This is a genomic window from Ekhidna sp. ABH4_415 (assembly GCF_056161305.1).
The window spans coordinates 75,508-96,544 of sequence record NZ_JBSWYW010000006.1 but is presented as its reverse complement, the minus strand read 5'-3'; the positions used below and the strand labels follow the sequence as shown (position 1 = coordinate 96,544).

15 protein-coding genes are annotated in these 21,037 nt (G+C 42.1%); 11 read left to right on the top strand and 4 right to left on the bottom strand.

The features are described 5' to 3' along the window. The first annotated feature begins 1 nt into the window (after position 1). The 3 genes from ACXAH9_RS11560 to ACXAH9_RS11550 are packed head-to-tail and all read left to right on the top strand — an operon-like array spanning position 2 to position 2,120. Positions 2 to 790, top strand: a complete 789-nt coding sequence (locus ACXAH9_RS11560) for a rhomboid family intramembrane serine protease (protein ID WP_474895023.1) — start codon at positions 2 to 4, stop codon at positions 788 to 790. A 3-nt stretch (positions 791 to 793) separates the two neighbouring features. Continuing rightward, entirely contained in the window at positions 794 to 1,708 is a 915-nt protein-coding gene (locus tag ACXAH9_RS11555; RefSeq protein WP_474895022.1) for a rhomboid family intramembrane serine protease, read from the top strand. Between the two features lie 40 nt (positions 1,709 to 1,748). Next, complete coding sequence (locus ACXAH9_RS11550) at positions 1,749 to 2,120, top strand: hypothetical protein (protein ID WP_474895021.1); 372 nt, start codon at positions 1,749 to 1,751, stop codon at positions 2,118 to 2,120. 3 nt (positions 2,121 to 2,123) lie between these two features. Here ACXAH9_RS11550 and ACXAH9_RS11545 read toward each other — a convergent pair whose 3' ends face one another. Together ACXAH9_RS11545 and rlmN are read right to left on the bottom strand one after the other, a co-directional pair. Next, positions 2,124 to 2,966 (bottom strand): hypothetical protein, encoded by an 843-nt coding sequence (locus ACXAH9_RS11545; RefSeq protein WP_474895020.1) that lies wholly within the window; start codon positions 2,964 to 2,966, stop codon positions 2,124 to 2,126. 72 nt (positions 2,967 to 3,038) lie between these two features. After that, complete coding sequence (gene rlmN, locus ACXAH9_RS11540; RefSeq protein WP_474895019.1) at positions 3,039 to 4,079, bottom strand: dual-specificity RNA methyltransferase RlmN; 1,041 nt, start codon at positions 4,077 to 4,079, stop codon at positions 3,039 to 3,041. 1 nt (position 4,080) lies between these two features. On the opposite strand from rlmN, the gene ACXAH9_RS11535 reads away from it, so the two are divergent. The 8 genes from ACXAH9_RS11535 (at position 4,081) to ACXAH9_RS11500 (ending at position 19,482) form a co-directional block, all read left to right on the top strand. Beyond that, entirely contained in the window at positions 4,081 to 4,629 is a 549-nt protein-coding gene (locus tag ACXAH9_RS11535; protein WP_474895018.1) for a TRAP transporter small permease subunit, read from the top strand. Continuing rightward, positions 4,607 to 5,914 (top strand): hypothetical protein, encoded by a 1,308-nt coding sequence (locus ACXAH9_RS11530; RefSeq protein WP_474895017.1) that lies wholly within the window; start codon positions 4,607 to 4,609, stop codon positions 5,912 to 5,914. Before ACXAH9_RS11535 ends, ACXAH9_RS11530 begins: the two co-directional genes overlap by 23 nt. Further along, on the top strand, positions 5,911 to 7,215 hold the full coding sequence (locus ACXAH9_RS11525; protein WP_474895016.1) for a TRAP transporter large permease: 1,305 nt from the start codon (positions 5,911 to 5,913) through the stop codon (positions 7,213 to 7,215). The genes ACXAH9_RS11530 and ACXAH9_RS11525 overlap by 4 nt, the downstream gene beginning before the upstream one ends. After that, entirely contained in the window at positions 7,212 to 8,855 is a 1,644-nt protein-coding gene (locus tag ACXAH9_RS11520; RefSeq protein WP_474895015.1) for a LuxR C-terminal-related transcriptional regulator, read from the top strand. The genes ACXAH9_RS11525 and ACXAH9_RS11520 overlap by 4 nt, the downstream gene beginning before the upstream one ends. Before the next feature lie 11 nt (positions 8,856 to 8,866). Next, positions 8,867 to 11,560 (top strand): ligand-binding sensor domain-containing protein, encoded by a 2,694-nt coding sequence (locus ACXAH9_RS11515; protein WP_474895014.1) that lies wholly within the window; start codon positions 8,867 to 8,869, stop codon positions 11,558 to 11,560. A 25-nt stretch (positions 11,561 to 11,585) separates the two neighbouring features. Continuing rightward, the gene (locus ACXAH9_RS11510) at positions 11,586 to 12,980 is read left to right on the top strand and encodes a LuxR C-terminal-related transcriptional regulator (RefSeq protein ID WP_474895013.1); all 1,395 of its coding nucleotides are present in this window, start codon (positions 11,586 to 11,588) and stop codon (positions 12,978 to 12,980) included. Between the two features lie 134 nt (positions 12,981 to 13,114). Beyond that, positions 13,115 to 17,845 carry an Ig-like domain-containing protein gene (locus ACXAH9_RS11505; RefSeq protein WP_474895012.1) on the top strand — a complete coding sequence of 1,577 codons (4,731 nt, stop codon included), beginning with the start codon at positions 13,115 to 13,117 and terminating at the stop codon, positions 17,843 to 17,845. Between the two features lie 98 nt (positions 17,846 to 17,943). Continuing rightward, entirely contained in the window at positions 17,944 to 19,482 is a 1,539-nt protein-coding gene (locus tag ACXAH9_RS11500) for a MopE-related protein (protein WP_474895011.1), read from the top strand. A 45-nt stretch (positions 19,483 to 19,527) separates the two neighbouring features. Here the strand turns inward: ACXAH9_RS11500 and ACXAH9_RS11495 are convergent, their stop codons facing one another. Together ACXAH9_RS11495 and ACXAH9_RS11490 are read right to left on the bottom strand one after the other, a co-directional pair. Further along, complete coding sequence (locus ACXAH9_RS11495) at positions 19,528 to 19,929, bottom strand: nuclear transport factor 2 family protein (RefSeq protein ID WP_474895010.1); 402 nt, start codon at positions 19,927 to 19,929, stop codon at positions 19,528 to 19,530. Positions 19,930 to 19,932: 3 nt separating this feature from the next. Further along, complete coding sequence (locus tag ACXAH9_RS11490) at positions 19,933 to 21,036, bottom strand: TRAP transporter substrate-binding protein (RefSeq protein WP_474895009.1); 1,104 nt, start codon at positions 21,034 to 21,036, stop codon at positions 19,933 to 19,935. Position 21,037 lies beyond the last annotated feature (1 nt).

Sequence of the window (21,037 nt, the reverse complement as noted above, 5' to 3'; positions counted from 1 at the left end):
CGTGTTTAGAAGACTTACTCCTGTCGCAAAAAATATTTTGATCATCAACGTAGCAATCCTGCTACTATCCTCCTTCCTAAACCTCCCATTGAATGAGTGGTTTGGATTGCGAGTGATCTATTCATCTGAGTTTGCCCCTTACCAGTTTCTCACTTACATGTGGCTCCATGGTGGCATGTGGCACTTGTTTGGAAACATGATCGCTGTTTTGGTATTTGCTCCGATGCTCGAGATGGTGTGGGGATCTAAACGTTTTTTGATCTTTTACCTGGTCTGTGGTATTGGTGCAGGGGTGCTGTATGGGGTAGCCGATGCAGTTGAAAAACTACCATTAAAAAATTCTGCTGAGGCTTATATTGAAAATCCAAGTCCTGAGGCATTTGAGAAATTTATCATCGAGAATAAATCATTCATCAATGTTGCAAGAGGTGGTGAGTTGCTGGACCTCTACTATGAAAATCCAGCCTATGAATCGGAGACAGTAGCGGCTGTAAAAAGTATTTACACAGGTGTGATCACACGGGGAACCATGGTGGGTGCTTCAGGTGCCGTATTCGGGATATTGTTTGCGTTTGCTTTCCTTTTCCCCAATACTGAGCTCTTTTTGCTCTTCCCACCGATCCCCATAAAGGCCAAATATCTGGTGTTTTTCTATGGGATGTATGAGCTATACGCTGAGTTCAATCGGATGCCCGGAGACAATGTGGCTCACCTAGCTCATTTGAGTGGAATGCTAATTGCATTTATTTTGTTGAAACTCTGGAAAAACGACACCCGAAGATTTTATTAGACGATGAACGGAGGAATTAAAGAGGAATTTAGCAACGCCTGGAGCAAACCGAACAATGCAGTAGTTCAGATCATTCTGATCAACCTGATTGTGTTTGTAGCGGCCCGTGTTTTCAAAGTTTTCTTTGACTTAAGCGGTGCAACAGACACATTCTTTTGGGTATTCAGAAAGCTGCAGCTTCCTGCAGATGTGGGTAGCTTGCTACTGCAGCCTTGGAGCCTGGTGACATATTTCTTTACACACTTCGATTTCTTCCATATCCTTTTCAATATGCTTTTCCTCTTCTGGTTTGGACGAATCATCCAGGAGTTTTTGAATAGCAAGCGAGTGATTTCATTGTATGTACTCGGCGGGCTCGCCGGGGGGTTGCTTTACATTTTCATTTACAACTTTCTCCCTTTCTACGCTGATCGCGTGACTGACTCGATGATGCTAGGGGCCTCCGCTGGAGTATATGCCATTGTGGTTGGAGCTGCGGTTTTTATGCCCAACTATACGTTCTTTTTGATTTTCATCGGACCAGTGAAAATCAAGTACATCGCCATCTTTTATGTGTTCATGTCTTTCATTGGAACGACCGGTGCGAATGCCGGAGGAGAGATTGCACATCTGGGTGGTGCATTGGTAGGGTGGCTGTATATTTCTCAGCTCAACAAAGGCTCAGATATGGGTGGATGGGTGATCAACTTTATCCACTTTGTAAAAAGCCTGTTCAAACCTCAACCCAAAATCAAGGTAACCCATCGGTCAGGAAACCGGAGACCATCAGGGTCTAAAAAGAAATCTGGCACTTCAAAAGGGGCCGACCAAACGCCACAATCAGAAATTGATGCCATCCTGGATAAGATCTCCGAATCCGGATATGAAAGTCTGACCAAGGACGAAAAGCAGAAGCTTTTCAATGCGAGTAAGAAGTAGCACGAGATTTGCTAGCTGTTAGGTATATAAATTCAAAGCTATGAGCAAATACTTATTGGTTTTCCCTTTGTTGCTGGTATTGAGCTGCAAGGAAGACGCACCAACGTCAGGTGACCTGCTTAAACAGATGAGCAGCATCGATGCTGAAATAGAAAATCTCATTCATACCTCATGTGAGGCTTCCAATCAATGTTTAGCCACTCCTATTGGTGTTAAGCCTTGTGGTGGGCCTACTCGATTCATTGTACACTCTGATGCAACAGACCAAACCAGGCTGGATGCACTTATAGAGGAATACAATGAGCTGAATGCTAAGTATAACGAAATGAATAATCTGGGATCAGATTGTTCAGTAGTCACCGCTCCTGAAATGACTTGTGTTTCAGGCAACTGCCAATCAATTGAAAGCTGAGTTTTATTTCAACCGCTGGAAAAACAGCATCTCCTGCGGCTTTCCTGTATTTTTCTCGCTAATCGTATAAAAATCGCCCTGATACCAGCAAATTGCCTCACCTTGAGGTTCTGGTGAGTATTCAATAGAAACAGGAGCCCATTTCAATATTCGATCCACAGCAGGTATATCTGATGCTTCCCAATAGTAGATAGCTGCATAATGTTTTAATAGAATTTCTCCATTCTCATTCATATCAGCGGCTGTATACATCGCTGCTGGAAGTGTTCCTTTTGCCTCTATTGTCAACGGCTTACTCGATTCTTCGAACTTAAATGAGTAAATGAGTGGGTTCTTTTCTCTTTTAGTGATCAGTACAAATTCATCCGATGCATAATCAAAAAATACTGCTTCAGAATCTCTAGCGCCTTCCTTAAACTGGAATTTCATGATTGTCAACTCCTCTTTGTTGACACATATCCTTTCGTTTCCAAGCTTAGGCTCATTTAGCTTGATAAGACTTACATAATCATGAACAGCCTTATTATCACCTATCTCAGCTACATAAATGTATGAGCTATCTCCTTCCTTTACCGTGATAATCTCTTCCCAGTCTCTATTCTCAATTCCTTCCAACATTACCTCCATCTTGATTGCTCCTGACTGGTCTACCAGGTAAAGGGCGGGATCACCACCGCTATCATTGTGCGTCCAGAAATATCCATGATTCAGGTGTGATTCCTCCAGTCCGGAGGCCTCTATCAATCGATTATCCGTAATGGTTGCAATGACTTTTTGTTTATGGAAAAATTGTATGGAACCAGGTGTTGCCAATAATATGGCAAGTAGGCAACTAAAAAATTTCATCTCACTCGGTTAAAAAGGTGAGCTAAATATAGATAAAAATGAGACGATGAAAATTTTAATACTAGACATGTGTCATGCTACTTTCGACTTATTGGCCAGTTGACCGCAGGCTGCATCAATGTCCTTCCCTCTGCTTCTGCGGACGCTGGTGTGAATACCTCCTTTGATCAAATGATTAGCGAAGCGATCAATGGTTTCCGGATCAGCTTTGGTGAATGAGGCTTCTGATATAGGGTTATACTCAATAATATTCACTCGAACACCCGGCACTTTACGGGCATATTTCAAAAGCTTGTCAGCATCCTCTATTGAGTCATTAAAGTCATAAAACAGTATGTACTCGAATGTAATTCGGTTACCTGTCTTTTCGTAGAAGTAATTCAAAGCCTTAAGCAATGCTTCCAATGTGTTTGTCTCATTGATCGGCATGATGGAATCACGCTTCTTGTCATCCGCTGCATGCAGGGAAAGGGCCAGGTTGAATTTGACTTCATCATCTGCCAGTTTCGTGATCATCTTGGCAATCCCAGCTGTAGAAACCGTGATTCGTTTCGGAGACATATTCAGTCCGTCTTCCGCTGTGATCCGGTCAATGCCTTCCATCATCCCCTTATAATTCAAAAGTGGTTCACCCATGCCCATAAACACAATATTGGACAGTGGCTTCTGATAATGCTCTTCCGCCTGATCGCGGATGGCCACTACCTGGTCGTAAATTTCTCCACCATCCAAATTTCGCTCTCGCTTCATGTATCCGGTCGCGCAAAATTTACAGCTTAGTGAGCACCCAACCTGTGAAGACACACAGGCCGTCATCCGGTCATCAGCTGGAATTAGCACGCCCTCAATTAAGTGCTTATCATGAAGTCTGAAGGCCGACTTAATGGTGCCATCGTTGGAGAGCTGTGAATTGTCAATCGTGATGTGGTTGATGACAAATTCTTTCTTTAACCGATCTCTGAGGTCTTTAGAAAGATTGGACATCTCATCAAAGCTCCTGGCAGATTTTGTCCACAACCACTCCCACACCTGTTTTGCTCGGAATTTCTTTTCTCCGCTCTCCTCAAACCAGGTGGTTAAACTTTCCAACGACTCTTTCCGGATATCCTTCATATTGCAAAGGTATGAAGAAGGTTTCGGTTCTTTTACTATTTTCGTTGAAGTGACCCTCATTGACAACCTAAATAAAGCGATAGGAAAAGCCGTTTCATGGCTCACCACTCTTCTGGTGTTGGTAATTGTGGTAGACGTGATTCTTCGTTATACCTTTAGCATGACGTCTGCTGCATCGTTCGAATTGGAGTGGCATTTGTTTGCGGCAATTTTTCTATTGGGTGCTGCCTTTACGCTACAGGAAGACAAGCACGTACGAGTGGATGTATTTTATCATCGATTTTCTGAAAAATCTCAGGCGTGGGTAAACCTGATTGGAACAGCATTACTGCTTCTGCCATTTTGTGCGGTCGCCTTTTGGGAGTCACTCTCCTTTGTTAAAAGTTCATTCTTATTAAACGAAACAAGCCCCCAACCTGGTGGATTGCCTGCACGGTGGATTATCAAATCGACCATTCCGGCAGGTTTTTTCTTATTAGGGCTGCAAGGAGTTTCACTAATCACTAAATCCATTGCTACAATCTCCCATGGAAGAAAAACAAACCAATAAGCCGCTGGAAGAAAAAACTCCTCGCTGGCTAAAAACCATCCAATTAAATAGCTGGGAAGCTGAATTGCTGATATCTGCGTTGGTGCTCTACGCCCTTTTTCAAATTCCTGATTTTCTAAACCAATGGGCGTTGAAATCATTTGAGCGTGGAAGTGAGCTTCATAAGCTCTTTAGGATGGTTGAAACTGCTGTTCGGCTTTTAAGTTTTGGCTACATCCTGCATATCCTGGTGAGAGGGGTTTGGGTGGCATCCGTAGGCCTTAGCTATGTTTTTCCAAAGGGGATTGACACCACCTCTTTAAAGTTTAAAGGAAAGTTTAATAAAGAACTGAGCAAGTCAGGCTCCCTGGTAAAAATGGTATTGAGGTTAGAAGAGCTCTCATCCATTATTTATGGTATCTCATTTATATTTTTTGGAACGCTAATCGGATTTGCTTCTTTCATTTTCTCGTTCATCTACTTTATTGAGTGGCTCAGCCCATTTATGAATAAAAACACCTATTTCGCTGGTGTGGTGGGCATATTCATTCTGTTTTATTTTCTGCTCACCTTGCTCGTATTTATTGACTTCTTAACTAATGGATACTTCAGGAGAAAAAACTGGTCTGCTGACTGGTTTTATTATGTTGCATTCTTCTTTCGCATCGTTACTCTTTCATTCCTTTACAGAAGATCACTACTGGTGCTTATTTCAAACACACGAGGTTGGAAATCGTACCTGATACCATTTATAGTGCTTGGAGTTGTCGCAGGGTTTGTTTGGATAAAAGGCACGATCAAAGACAATGAAAGAGATCGTTACTATATCAACGGCGCATCGGGTGATTATAATAGTGCTAACTATGAAAATACCCGAAACCCAGATAGTTATCTGGTAACCACTATTCAGTCAGACATTATTCAAGACAACACGTTGAAAATATTTCTTAAAGACATCAGTGCTTTTGGTGGCGTATACGTATTGGAAGGAAAAACACTAAACAAAACCAAATGGGATGAGCTGTCCTCAGACTCGATCAGTATCTATTTCAATAAAAGGCTGTCGGTCAACATTGACGATACACCTATCAAAAACATTAATTGGTTTAAGACCCAACATCCTATCACCTCTGAGTTTGGCTTCACCTCATTTGTAGACATCAGTGACTTTGAAAAAGGCGCTCATTTTTTAAAGATCGGAATTGATACTACCGCCATGAAGGACGTGCAAAAAAAGGTGGTAGAGAAAGATAATTACTCATTGCAAACCATCAGTAACATCTATTTTATCTACGATAAGCCATGATGGAGTACCTCCCACTGATACTCTTTGGAGCCATATTTCTTTTAATATTAGTAGGCTATCCGGTTGCTTTTACTCTGGGCGGATTGTCTGTAATTGTGGGACTAATTGTCTTTGACATGGACTTTTTCTACCTCCTTTCCCTGCGGGTATATGGCACCATGCAAAATTTTGTGTTACTGGCTGTACCACTCTTTATTTTTATGGGCATGATGTTGGAAAAGTCCGGTATCGCAGAGCGACTACTTTACACCATGAGTATGCTCTTTGGCCAGATCCGTGGTGGTTTGGCTATAGCGGTAGTAGTAGTAGGCGCCATGCTTGCAGCATCCACTGGGATCGTAGGTGCAACCGTAGTAACCATGGGGTTGATCAGCCTACCTACCATGCTGAAAAATGGTTATGGTCCACGAATCAGCACGGGAGTCATTGCCTCCTCAGGGACTTTGGGACAAATCATCCCTCCTTCCGTGGTTCTTGTTCTTCTGGGTAGCGTACTCAATGTATCCGTTGGAGATTTGTTTTTAGCTGCGGTAGTGCCAGGCATTTGTCTGGTGGTTGTCTATCTCCTATACATCATCATCTATGGTCAGGTCTTTCCTGGTCGGGTTCCCAAGGTATCAAAAGAGCAGGTCCAGGCGTTTAAATCTGAAGGATTCTCTGCCGAGGTGGTCAAGTCCTTTCTGTTTCCATTCATCCTAATCCTCATTGTGCTGGGTTCCATTTTCGCCGGAGTGGCCTCACCTACGGAAGCCGCTGGAGTGGGCGCCTTCGGCGCGATGGTTTTGGCCATAATCAGCAAAAAATTTAATCTGAAAATGCTGAAGGGTGTAATGAAAGAAACCACCATGCTGACGTCCATGGTGTTCATGATCCTGGTGGGTGCGACCGCCTTTTCATTGGTTTTCAGGGGGCTTGAAGGTGACAAGTTTCTGCTTAACATTATTGAGAGTGCCAACCTGGACGCCACGTCATTCCTGATCATTGTCATGATCATAGTCTTCATTTCGGGCTTCTTCATCGACTTCATTGAGATCGTTTTCATCTTCGTGCCGGTGGTAGCTCCCATCTTTGTAACCCTTGGAGTGGACTTGATCTGGATTGGAATCTTGCTGGCAGTCAACCTTCAAACCTCTTTCCTAACACCTCCTTTTGGTTTTGCACTTTTCTACTTGAAGGGGGTAGCTCCTCCCGAAGTAAAAACGAAGCACATCTATCAGGGGATCATTCCGTTTGTGATTATTCAATTAATATTTTTAACTATACTAATAATTTTCCCTGGGTTGGTTAAATTGGTGGGGTGAGACGCCTTAGTTTATTGACCCTCATTTTTTCTTCTTTCCTTCTGGGCTTTAGTCAAGAATACGATGAGCGTGTGGCATGGCTTGAGCGTTTGTATGCCGATGAACAATATGCTGAAGTAATAAACGCTGCAGATTCACTAATTAAGAACAGTCATACTAAAAACTTTGCCCGGGTTAATCAAATCAAGGCAGATGCTTATTATTTTCTTAATGACATTGAATCTTCGCTTACACACTACCTGAAGGCTATTCAATTAAGTGAAGAAGGTTCCTTTCCACTACATCCGTACAACAAAATGGAATGCTATAGTCACGCTGGATTTTGTTACCGGTATTTAGGACAGTACGTGGCTGCAATTCCCTATTACAAGTATGCATTTGATTTTACAGTGAATGAGAAAGACTCAATAGAAATCGCAAATCAAGCATCAAGTCTGGGGACGATATACAGCAGCCTAGGGGATTATGATCAATCATTCGAATACTTTCAAATAGCATATGAGATAGACTTTGCTTTAGAAGATTCTGTCGCATTAGCTTATGACCTGGTTAATCTAGGTTCGCTTCATTTGAGTATGAATGATGCAGCTAAAGCAATTGCTTATTATAAGAAGGGGTTGAAAGTAAAAAAAACAATTGCAGGTGACCATACCATCCATATTAGTCGAGCCTCGAAGCTCAGCCAGGCATTCCTGATGGCCAATGAGCTGGATAGTGCTTTATTCTATACTGATTGGGCTACCAATGAAGCCTCCTCACTAAATGATAGTTTGAGTCTTGCCAAACTGTGGATCATTAAATCCAAAATATACGCTGCAAAAGGCGCTTACCTTAAGGCCCTGGATTTAGCCTCAATGGCTTATAAGTATTTTGGTTCAGCACCCAGCAGCAATCAAGTCGACGCTGCTGAAGTGCTTGCCGACGCTTATCTGGGCTTGTACAATTATGACAAAGCCAAATCTGTACTGGATGCATCATTAAAAATATCTGAGGAGCTTGGGCTAATCGAACATTCGATGGCCACATTGATGAAAAGATCCAGTATTTATGAGCAACAAAAACTTTTTCAGTTAGCCAATAATGACTTGAAGATGTATCAGGCGTTGAATGATACCTTGCTTCAAAGGCAAAAACAACAAGCGATTTTGATGCTGGATCAGGAATATCAAACTGCTCAAAAAGAAGCTGAAATAGAGCGGCTTTCTCTCTTGAATGACTTGCAATCTGCCACGCTAGCTAAAATCAGAAATGCACAAATAGCTATTGGGATAGGTGCATTAATGACAATCCTGATTTTAGCAGTTTACTTTAATCAGCGCCATAAAAAATTGCACGCCCAGCGTGAGGCTCAGGAGCTCCAGATTGAAGCCCTGGAAAAACGACTGATAGATCTCAACGTAACACCTCAAAAATTAACAACAGATGCTGTTGAAGAATTGAATGACAAGATTCACACACCGCTTTCAGAGAGAGAGTTTGAAGTGCTGCGATTAAGTTTGGAAGGAAAATCTAATCAGGAGATATCCGATGAATTATTTATATCCACCAGTACGGTAAAATTTCATTTGCGAAATACTTACAGTAAGCTTGGAGTAAACAACCGTAAGGAAGCGTTGGATTATGTAGTAAAGAGTTCCTAAATCCTGACTCTGTGAAGTTCAATTATTCATTCAGATACTTTTATATCAGGAAGCTAGTTCTGATCACGCTCGTTCTATTCATACCCCTTTCCACTCTATCTCAGACATTTACCAGACTCACTCAGGCCGATGGCCTTCCTGGCAATAATGCCTACTGCTTCCTGAAGGATAACAGGGGTTTTATGTGGATCGGAACAACTTCAGGCCTTTGCAGATATGATGGATATGAAGTAAAGCCGTATACCCAGGACATGGGCTATGATATCTCTGATGATAATATCAACAGCCTCATTCAGGATGCAGATGGAATCATCTGGGTGGGGACCAATGGCGGAGGATTAAACAGATTTAATCCTCAGACCGAACAATTCACTTCCTTTAAACACAACCCGGATGATCCTACAACTATTGCCGGCGATCGGGTGAGAAAACTGGTTGAAGGCACAGACGGCATCATTTGGGTGGCATTTGATAATGGTGGTGGCCTCAGTAAGTTCAATAAACACACTAGAAAATCTATCAACTATGACCCATTTAAATCTATTCAAATCCCGGGTGTAAAGGCCATACGAGGAATGCTCCTGGACCGATACCGCCCGAATACCTTATGGCTGGGTACAACCAGTGGACTTATCAAATTCGATATCGAAAAGGAAATATTTTCGGTCATTGAACACCCACTAACAAGCATCAATCGGCATGGCCTGTTTGCTCTTGAACAAATAGACAGAGATCGGTTGATTGCCGGGTTATTCCATGCTGGAATTGATATTTACAGTATATCAGAAAACAAATGGAAGGGTGTTTATTCAGATCCGAAAAATCAGCTTAGAATTTTCGGTCTTACCAGGAAATCAGGAAATGAATATTGGATAGCTGCCAGAAAACAAGGACTTGCTGTTTACAGTATTGAAAATAACAAGCTGCAGTTTATAAACGCTGATATTAACCATCAGCAAACACCCTTTCCGGGCTTTACTTATACTGTGTACAATCCCTCGGGTCAGTTGTGGGTTGGCAATAAACATGGTGTTGCTTACTCGAATTTTGATGATCCGCTTTTTGATTTCAACCCAATTGAATTTTCAGATCCTGAATTAGGCACCATTACCTACATATCAGGAAAGTATGATAAGATTTATATGACCGGGTTGAAGCTCTATAAGCTGCTGGAAATAGATAAGATAACTGGTGAGGTAAATACCATTCCAATGGACGAGAATATCATTGGTATCAGAGCCTTACTCGAGGTAAATGATGGAATCTACATTGTAAATTCCAAAAATGAGTTTCTACTGTTCAATAAGAAAACTAAGCAGTTTAAGCGGTTAGAAATCAAAGCACTAAAAAATAATGAACTGGATATTGGTGCCTTGGAAATCTGGACCGATAAAATGGCCATTATTCTCACTCGTTTTGGAGGCACATGGAAATTTAATCTCGAGACTCATGAAGTTTCCAGAATTGAAATGCTTGGCGACTTGGATGAGTGGCAACAGGACATGATGGTTCACCCCAATGGTGAGCTATGGATATGCAGCAACCGCGGCATTAGCATTTATAATGATGAAGAAAACACAGTCCGAAAACACAAACTGGAAATCATTGAAAGCAAAAACGAGAAACACATACACTCCATTGCCATGGATAGAGATGGTGTAATATGGCTGGGAACTACAAGGGGACTGGTTAAATTGGAAGGAGAGCAGGAAACCATTTACAATGTATTGAATTCGGATCTCCCTGGAAACATAATCATAGATATTGAATTTGATGGTGATGATTATATGTGGATCACGACTCAAAAAGGAGTTAGCAAGATCAACACCTCCTCCATGATTTTCTTCAATTATGACCAATCTGATGGTCTGGCCTCAAGTGGATACTTAAAAGAAATTAATGGTGAAATTTTTTATGGTACTTATGGAGGATACTACGTTCTGACCAACCAACTAAAACGTCAAAGTGAAGAGCTTCCAGAGGTCTATCTTACAGATTTTCAGGTCGCCAATCATGATTTTCCGATGGAAACGCACATTGACTTCACCGAAGAAATCAGCCTGGAATATTGGGAAAATAATTTTTCGTTTGCATTCACCTCTCCAAACTATAATGCTCAAACCAAGCTCACCTATGCTTATCAATTGAGCGGTCAGGATCAGGATTGGGTTTATACAAAGGATCGAAGATTTGCAATATACACGAATCTGGACGGTGGCACCTATACGTTTAAAGTGAAAGCGAAAACACGTGAAGGGGGCTGGGGTAAAATAAAGTCCGTATCGATTATAGTTGCTACCCCGTATTGGGAGAGCTGGTGGTTTTACACTGGGTGTATCCTGCTAATCGTAGGATTCATTTTCACATTGTATAAAATCAGAGTACGTGTTTTACAGCAACGTGCAGATATGGAGGCCCAGGAGCTTAGATTAGATGCGCTACAGAAAAGACTAAATGAATTAAATGCCACTCCTCCTGAAATTTCCCTTACCATCGAAGAGGTCAATGATAAGCTAAACACTCCCCTCAGCGAGCGGGAGTTTGAGGTGCTTAAACATAGTCTTGATGGCAAGACAAACAGTGAGATTGGAAAAGAATTATTTATCTCTACAAGTACTGTAAAATTCCATTTGCGCAACACCTATGGTAAATTAGGAGTGAATAATCGCAAAGAAGCCTTAGACTATGTTGTTAAAACGCCTTAAGTGTTTTACTCTCACCTTATTTTGCTTGAATGTAGCAGCTCAGACTACCATAGAAAGCCTGGAAAGAGAACTTCAGGCCCAGAAAGTTTCGGATTCCACCTATTTGATCACTCTTACGAAGCTGGCCAAAGAGTATGCTGAAACAAAACCAGACACAGCGCTGATCTTGTGCAATAGAGCGCTTAAGCTAAGTGGTTCGTTTAATGAAAAACTGAAAGGACAGGTATATGTGGCATTATCCACTAGCTACAGCTATCTCGCAGATTACGAAAAATCAACAACAAACGCATTTAAAGCCATTGAAATTGCTGAGAGATACCAAGACACCCTCACGCTCATTGATGCTTTTAACAATATTGGTATTGACCACCTAATGCAGGAAGAGGATCAAAAAGCGATCGAGTACTTTCAGCAAGTAGAAGCACTATCCCGACAGTTTGGAGATACGCTACGCTGGGGTCATGCACTAAACAACCTAGGTATGATGGCTGGTTATGCCGAGAACATTCAAAAAGAACTTGATTATTATGATCAAGCAGCATCGCTATTTCTCGCCATTGGAGAGCAGGAAGGATACGCCAACACGCTACTTAATTCCGGCACTACTTATTCACTCTACCTGGAACAATACGCAAAAGCTAACGAACTCTACGATGAGGCGTTGATCGTATTCAGGGATATCAAAATGAACTCCGGTATTCAAAACACACTTCAAAGCAAAGCAGAGAACCTTATGTTTATGGGACGAAATGAGGAAGCAAAAGCGATGGCACTTGAAGCACTCAATATTGCAAAGGACTACAGGTTTGCACAGGATGAAGTGTATACCTATGATCTTCTGAGTCAGATAGCTGTGGAGCAGGGAGATTACCAATCAGCCCTGCAGTACCTTGAAAACAAAAATGAGTTGGAAGCAGAGATTTTTACCAGCGAAAAATCCAGGCAGATTGCTGAACTCGAAACCAAATATCAAACGGAGAAGAAAGAGCAGGAGCTGGCAATAGCCACACTGCAGCTGGCACAGCAGCGTCTCGAAAAATACCTATTGATTGGTGTCCTTGTGGTAATTGTCATTGTGGGTGGCTTCATCATATTTTACCTCAGACAAAAAGCCAGTTTAAAGCAAAAATTATTGGGTGAAGAAATCGAAAACCTTAGACTAAAAATCAACTCTTTGCTGGGTGACAGCAATGCGATAAAGCTCAGTTTGGATGAGCTCAACCAAAAGCTTCACCAACCCTTAACGGAAAGGGAATTTGAAATATTAAATCTTACTGTTTCTGACAAAACCAATAAGGAAATCGCTGAAGAGGTTTTTGTTTCTGTGAACACAGTAAAGTATCATCTCAAAAATATTTACGACAAACTAGGTGTTAACAACCGCAAAGAAGCCTTGCATTTGATTGTTGGACCATCATAAAAAATAGTCATTATAGCTCCTATTCAATGATTTAAAAAAAACTACCCGCCAGGGTAGGACAAAACTAGCCCATAAGGTCAGGTGATTTTTAAATGGATAGCGGGAAGTTTGGATTCAAACTAAATCGCAATGCCATGACAAAAATTAAAAACTTAACAACTATCGGTGCTTTACTGATAGGATTATTATCAGTGAAGGCACAGGTATCCGGAACCTTCACCATAGGACCAGGAGCTGATTATGAAACATTAACAGCTGCATTCTCAGGACTGCAATCTGCTGGTGGAATTAATGGAGATGTTATACTAGAACTCCAATCTGACTATGCCACTACCGATCTTGCTACGCTTGGTTATGTAGCTGGCAGTCTAACCTATTTTACGACGATCAGGCCAGCTTCAGATGTCACAGACCTCCAAATCAACCACGACTTCCGCATAAACGGGTCTGATAATATCATTTTTGATGGCTCTAATCCAATTACTGGAGATAAAGTCGTTCAAATCAATGGAGAGATCAGAATGTATACCCATGTCCGTAATTCCACTTTCAAAAATTTAAAAATTAATATTCAAGGCCGATACGGCATCTATGGTTCGAATGCAGGAGCTGTTTCAGGCGCACAATATTGGGACGATATTACCATTTCGGATTGTGAATTCTTTGCAGAGTCGCCTATTGATTTAAATGATCACGTTTATGCAGTGTACTCTTACACCACCTCAGGTCCTCAATCCGGTTTTCCAAATAATATTGTAGTGGAGAACAACAAATTCTATGGTTTAAATAGAACCAACCAGGTAGGACTCATTACATGTATTTTCGTAAACACCGGACTTAAAGCTTACAACAATTCCTTAAGCCATGAATTTACGGCATATGAAAATCGATTCAATGGAATTTCTGCTAGCTATGATGGCAATAATGAAATCATCCATAATTCTATTTCTGTCCGTGGAGGAAGCACATCAAATGATGCATACATCTCCGCAATTAGCCTAAGTTCCACAACTGCAGGAGGGAAGGTTCTAAACAACATTATAAGTATAAACAGCTCTGGTAGCTCTGCCTCTAGCAAGCAGGCAATTAATGCAGACAAATCATTGGTCAGTCTGGGCTACAACAATGTGTACATTTACGACGATGGAATAAGTGAAACGAGATACATCAATAGCTATACAACAATCCAAGAAGCATCGGCTTATTCCCCTTCGCTAACATTTTCAGAGCCATCTTTTGTCAATCCTTCAATTGGCGATCTCACTTTATCTGCATCCTCTGAGACTAATCCAGAATTCCGTGCCATTGCTAATACGACAATCACTACGGACCACAATGGAAACCTGAGAAATAGCCAGGTTCCAAGCAAAGGGGCATTTGAAGCATCTAATCGTATCGCGGACATTACGGTTTTTACTCATGCAAACAAATATGAAGATGCAGTTATTATTAATACCAACTCTACTGTCTTGCTTGAAGTGACCAATGGAACAGACCTGACTTCTCTCAACCCTTCAATTGGTGTATATGTAGGTGCATCCATTGACCCAAATGGTATCGCTAGAGACTTCACCACCCCCCAGGACTACACTGTCACTGCTGAGGATGGCACTACCACGGAGGTTTGGACCGCTACCATCGTACATCAAAATGATACTCCCACGGACATATTGCTCTCTTCAACTGATATTGATGAGAATAGTAGCATAGGAACAGTTGCGGGAACGTTCTCTACAGAAGATGTTGATGCAGATTCACATACTTACAGCCTCGTTGCTGGAGCGGGAGACATTGATAATAGTGCTTTTTTAATCAATGGAAATGCTCTCGAATTAAATACTTCTTTGGATTATGAATCCAAAAACAGCTACTCTATACGAGTAATGACTGATGACAATGTTTCATACGGAGGAACATTTGAAAAAGTATTCACGATTACCATCAATGATCTTCCTGATGAAGCACCAACTGCTATTTACCTTGATAATGATATGGTGGTTGAAGGAGCTCCAATCGGAACAGTAGTGGGCATGTTATCGACTCAGGATATTGATGTGGTAGATGATCATGTATACACACTGGTTTCAGGGACAGGTGATGAAGGTAATGCACTCTTTGATATTGTGGATGATAAGCTTGTAACAGCAACCAGTTTTGACTTTTTAGATGGTTCATCCTACTCTGTGCTTATCAGAACGACTGATAATGGTGGCGCTTCATTAGATCAATCTTTTATCATAAATATCAAAGAAGTAAATGACGGCCCGCAGGGAAGTGCTGCAAGCTCTGAATACAAAATCACTCCTGATGCCCGGTATAGCTACTCCTATTTTGGAGAGGATATTGCTATTTCCAATGGCTATGCATTTGTTGGCGCTCACGCTCATGATTACGATGAAAACGAGGAGAATTGGGTAAGAGATGCAGGTGCCGCTTTTGTTTTCGAAAAAGATGAAGTGGGTAGTTGGAGCCAGACACAAAAACTTGTAAGACCATCTAATAGATCCAGCTATGACAATTTTGGAAAGATATTAGCGATTGATGGTGATTATGCTGCCATTGCCATGCCATATGAAGAAGGTACAAGTACCGGATTTAGTGATGGGATCATTTTGATGTACGAAAAAAATGAATCTGGCACATGGGAATACAGGCAAGAATTGACTCCTTCTGGATCGAATGATGATGGAATCGAATTTGGATATGATGTGGACCTGGCCGGTGACTATCTTGTTGCCTCGGCTCTATATGACGCATACGACGAAAATGGAGAAAACTACCACAGTGACGCTGGAGCCGCCTACATTTTCAAAAGAAACGCCTCTGGAGTTTGGGAGGAAGTACAAAAGATTGTTGCAAGTGATCGAACTACTTATGGGTCCTATTATGGTGAAAGCGTGGCTATTACAAATGGATACATTGCAATTGGTGCACCCGAAGCAAATAGCCTTGCAGAAGATGGTCTAACGTTGCTTGAACAAACCGGTGCTGTCTACATGTATGAAGAAAATGAAAGCGGAGAGTGGACAGAGGTAGCTAAACTAGTCGCTAGTGATCGACTAGAGTATGAGTACCTCGGTTACAACATTGATATAGATGGGGAAACGCTCATTATTGGTAATAATGAAAAGTATGTTGAAGGGGTGTCCTGGGCTGGACAAGTTTATGTTTTTGAAAGATCAGAAGCTGGAATTTGGAGTGAGACAGGAAAGCTGACTGCAGATGTACTTATTGAGGATGGAGAATTTGGAAGAAGTGTATCAATTAGTGGTAATAACATTGCCGTTGGTGCTTACTACGTTGATCCAACTGCTGATGGAAGTGGGGTCTACATATTCTCTAAATCAGGTAATGAGTGGATTCAAAGCGATATAATTACTCCCGCTTTTTACGACAACAACTCCGATTTTGGCAATTATATATCATTAGATGGTGACGATATCATAGCATCAGATATCTATGCAAATCTGGATTCTGATGGAGCAAACCCCATGACCAACTCCGGAGCGGCTTACATCTTTGGTCTATGTAATAATCCAGATCTACCAACGATTGAGGCTAGTGAAAATCAAACCTGTGATGGCACTACTGTTACCCTTTCGATAGGAGATGCCGAGTTGAACGACGCTTTGACATGGGAATGGTATTCGGAAAGTTGTGGAGGTACACCTATTGGATCTGGTTCATCTATTGATGTTAGTCCTTCTGCAACAACTACCTACTATGTACGGGGAGAAGGAGCATGTTCAAGCTCAACCACCTGTTCATTCATCACCGTCGAAGTGTATGAATTATGCCCTCAAAATGATATACTAACATTCTCACTTGAGGAGCAAACCAGCGATGCTGTAATTGACCCTATCAATCATACCGTAGGTACAGAGGTTGAGATTGGAACAGATGTTACAGCTCTTACTCCTGTAATCACAGTGTCTAAGGGCGCAACGTATTCTCCAACAGGAGCACAGGATTTTACTAATACAGTGGTTTATACTGTAACGGCAGAGGATGGATCTGCACAAGAGTGGAATATCTCTGTGATTGTAGGTGAAAATACCGCTCCTACGCTTGAGACCGCATTTCAGGATTTATCCGAAGAGGAAGGATTTGGATCGGTACAGGTAAGCTACGCAGGTGCCTTTGCAGATGCAGATGGTCATGCCTTAAACATCTCCGTTGAAAGCAGTGATACTGATGTAGTGACAGTAGCGGTTGCAGCCAATAATAACATCCAAATAACGGAAGTTGGAGTAGGAACTAGTGCAATCACTGTAACAGCATCTGATGGGTTTGGCGGATCCGTTACTGACGAATTTACTTTTACCATTACTGAAGCTCCCAATAATGCTCCTAGTGTAGCTAATCCTATTGCTGATGAAAGCTTAGAGGAAGGCTTTGAATCTACAATAGTAAACTTAACCAATGTTTTCGCTGATCAAGACGGTGATGTACTGACCTACAATGCTACGAGCAGTAACTCTTCTGTAGCAACTGTTGCGATTTCTGAAACTACACTAACAATCACTGAGGTTGGCATTGGGACTGCAACGATCACAGTGACCGCAGCTGACGGGAACGGAGGGTCTGTATCTGATGAATTCACCTTCACTATAACCGAAGCTCCGCTTGGGTTTGAAGATGAACTGACCGTAAAGGTTTATCCAAATCCCACTACCGATTTCGTCTTTATCGAATCCAGTGAAGACACAATGGTTCATTTGAACGATTTGAATGGACGATCGATTCAATCGTCAAAAGGAAGGATTGTCCAAATGGATGTTAGAAGCCTGAGATCAGGAACGTACTTCCTGCGGATTAGTAGGGGTAAGACCACAACGATAAAACGCATCATAAAGGCAAACTAAGGCAGCATTAGCTAATGGCTATTGCGATGGCCGGCTCCAGGAGTCGGCCTTTTTTATTGATTTTCAATATATTGCATCACACTAATCACTTAATCACCATGAAAAAATTAATTTCAATAGTCACGCTATCTGCGTGCTTGTCATGTCTTCTGGTTTTTGTCTCTTGTCAGGAAGATCCACCTGAAGTAGAAGATGAGTTTGGAATTCTTTCCCTTTCGCTCGAAAAATCTATTTCCATAATTGAGACAAAAGGAAGAGCAAACGCGATTGTTCCTGTAGAAGATTTTATCGTTGAAATATACGATGAGAGCGCCGTACTGATCGAGTCATATGAAACTTACTCAGTTGTCCCGCCAGAGATTGAATTGCCAATCGGCAACTATACAGTGGTAGCTCACTCCAATAATGAGGCTGCAGCCGAATTTGAAAATCCATATTACTATGGAGAGGAAGCGTTTACGGTTCTTTTAGGCGAAACGAGCTCTGTCTCTTTGGTATGTGAGTTAGCCAATGTGAAAGTTTCTGTTGAATACTCAGAAAATATCACGTCCGACTTTCAGGCATACCAAACAACCGTATCCAACAGCACAGGTGACCAACTCATATTTAACGAGTCTGAGACACGTGCAGGGTATTTTGCTGTCGATCCCCTAAGCATTACTGCACAGCTCACCTACGTTGAAGTGGATGGCGATGTGAATGAACTGGAATTCACTGGTTCTATACCTGATCCCCAGCCAAAAACACACTATACAATTGTAGTAGATGCAATATTCCAAAATGGTCGTGCTACTATCAATATCACGCTGGATGATTCAACGAATGATGAGGTGATCAATATTGGAAATACAAACCTTGATGTGGATGGGGATGGTTTCACAGTTGGGGATGGAGACTGTGATGATACGGATCCTTCTATTTATCCCGGCGCTGCAGAAATTGCCAATGATGGATTAGATCAGGATTGTGATGGGTTTGACTTGGTAGAAGATGCTGATGGAGATGGATTCTCAATATCAGACGGAGATTGTGATGATAATGACTCTTCTGTCTATCCGGGAGCTACAGAAATACCTAACGACGGTGTAGATCAGGATTGCGATGGGTCAGATTTGGTTGACGATGTGGATGGTGATGGAGTTTCTATCGGAGATGGAGACTGTAATGATAATGATTCATCTATTTATCCCGGAGCTACAGAAATACCTTATGATGGGATTGATCAAAACTGTGATGGATCTGACCTTACAGATGTAGATGGTGATGGAGTGCCTTTTCCGACTGATTGTGACGACACCAATCCATCCATTAGGCCAGGAGCTCCTGAAATTCCCTATGACGGTATAGATCAAAACTGTGATGGATCTGACCTTACAGATGTGGATGGTGATGGAGTTTCTTTTCCAGCTGACTGTGATGACACCAATCCTACTATTCGACCAGGAGCTCCTGAAATTCCTTACGATGGAATCGATCAAAACTGTGATGGCATGGATCTCACAGATGTAGACGGGGACGGGTTTAACTTTCCATTTGATTGTGATGACAACAATTTTTTCGTTAACCCAGGTGCCAATGAAATTATTGGAAATGGAATTGATGATGACTGTGATGGATTTATAGACATCATTCCTTAAAAAAGGTTTCGTTGAAAGTTTTAAAGGCAGCCTGGGCTGCCTTTTTTATTTTCCTTCCTCCCGATCTATAAAATGCACCTCCTGAATTTTGCCTTCAGCTACCTTATACATCACGATCGCGTAGATTTTTCTACCTTCTCCAAACGTAACTTCTTCGTGTTCGATCACGGTATTATTCACCGCAATGCGATTGAGCAAATTGCAATTCAGATCAGGCGTTAGGGCAAACATGTTTCCGTACTGCGCCCGCATCGTTTCTTTGCCCTGATAAAGCAACTCTCTTTTATCATTGTAAACTTTCACCGAATCCGAATATGGCTCGACAAAGGCATCAATATCACGATTATTGTATGCTTCCAGTTGGGCATTGGCAAGCTCCTCAGGTGTTTGAGAAAAAATAAAATTGGTACTTAAGCAAGCAAAAATTGATAAAACAGATATTTTCATTTTTTACATGATTTGTTCGTAAAATACACGCTCACTCACATTCATCCAGGTGCTCACATCTTTTCGGAATTTATCAAACGCCTCATACACCTTTTTGCTCGGGGCATCTTTTTCACATAATTCAGCCAACGCCTCTTTGGTGTAACCCTTGAGAGCTTTTAAAACCTCCTCAGGAAACGGCGCGACGGTCACATCTGTTTCGTTGATAATTTTCTGCAAGTACTGTCCGTTCTTCGCATCAAACTCTGCACCCATCCATCGGTTGGTCCGGTAGCACGCAGTTCGGATGATTTCCTGCAGATCAGAAGGCAATGCATCAAACTTGGGTTTGTTGATCATCATCTCCAATGCCGGTCCCGGCTCATGCCAGCCCGGGTAGTAATAGTACTTGGCCACATTATAAAATCCCATCAGGTAATCATGGAAAGGCCCAATCCATTCCGTCGCATCGATAACACCTCGTTCCAGGTTGGTATAAATTTCTCCGCCCGAGACAAGTACCGGGGTACCTCCTGCTTTTTCCAGCACTTTCGCCCCTAATCCCGGAATCCGCATTTTCAAGCCCTGTAAATCTTCAATTGTTTTGATCTCATTCTTAAACCAGCCGGCCATCTGCACGCCGGTATTTCCACACAGTATCGGTTGAATATTGAATGGTGCATAAAGCTCCTCCCAGAGCTCTGCACCTCCGCCGGAAATGATCCATGAACCCATCTGCTGTGCATTCATACCGAATGGAACCGCTGCGAAAAACTGTGCGGCCGGTACTTTTCCAGCCCAATAATAGGCGGCTCCATGATTCATTTCCACGGCCCCATTACTTACTGCATCAAAGCCTTCTAGTGCCGGGATCAGCTCTCCTCCACCGTATACGGTAATCTCCATTCGGCCCCCAGACATTTTCTTTACCCACTCTGCAAGAAGCTTACAGCCTTCACCTACCACGGGAAAATTGGGCGGCCAGGTGGTGGTCATCTTCCACCGATAGGTATTGTTGAAATTGATATAGGGTCCGTGGCTTTTTTCTTCGGATTTCACACAGGAAGCCAGCGTGGTAGCACCTGCTGCAGCCAGAGCAGATTTGGTTAGGAAGTTGCGACGTTTCATA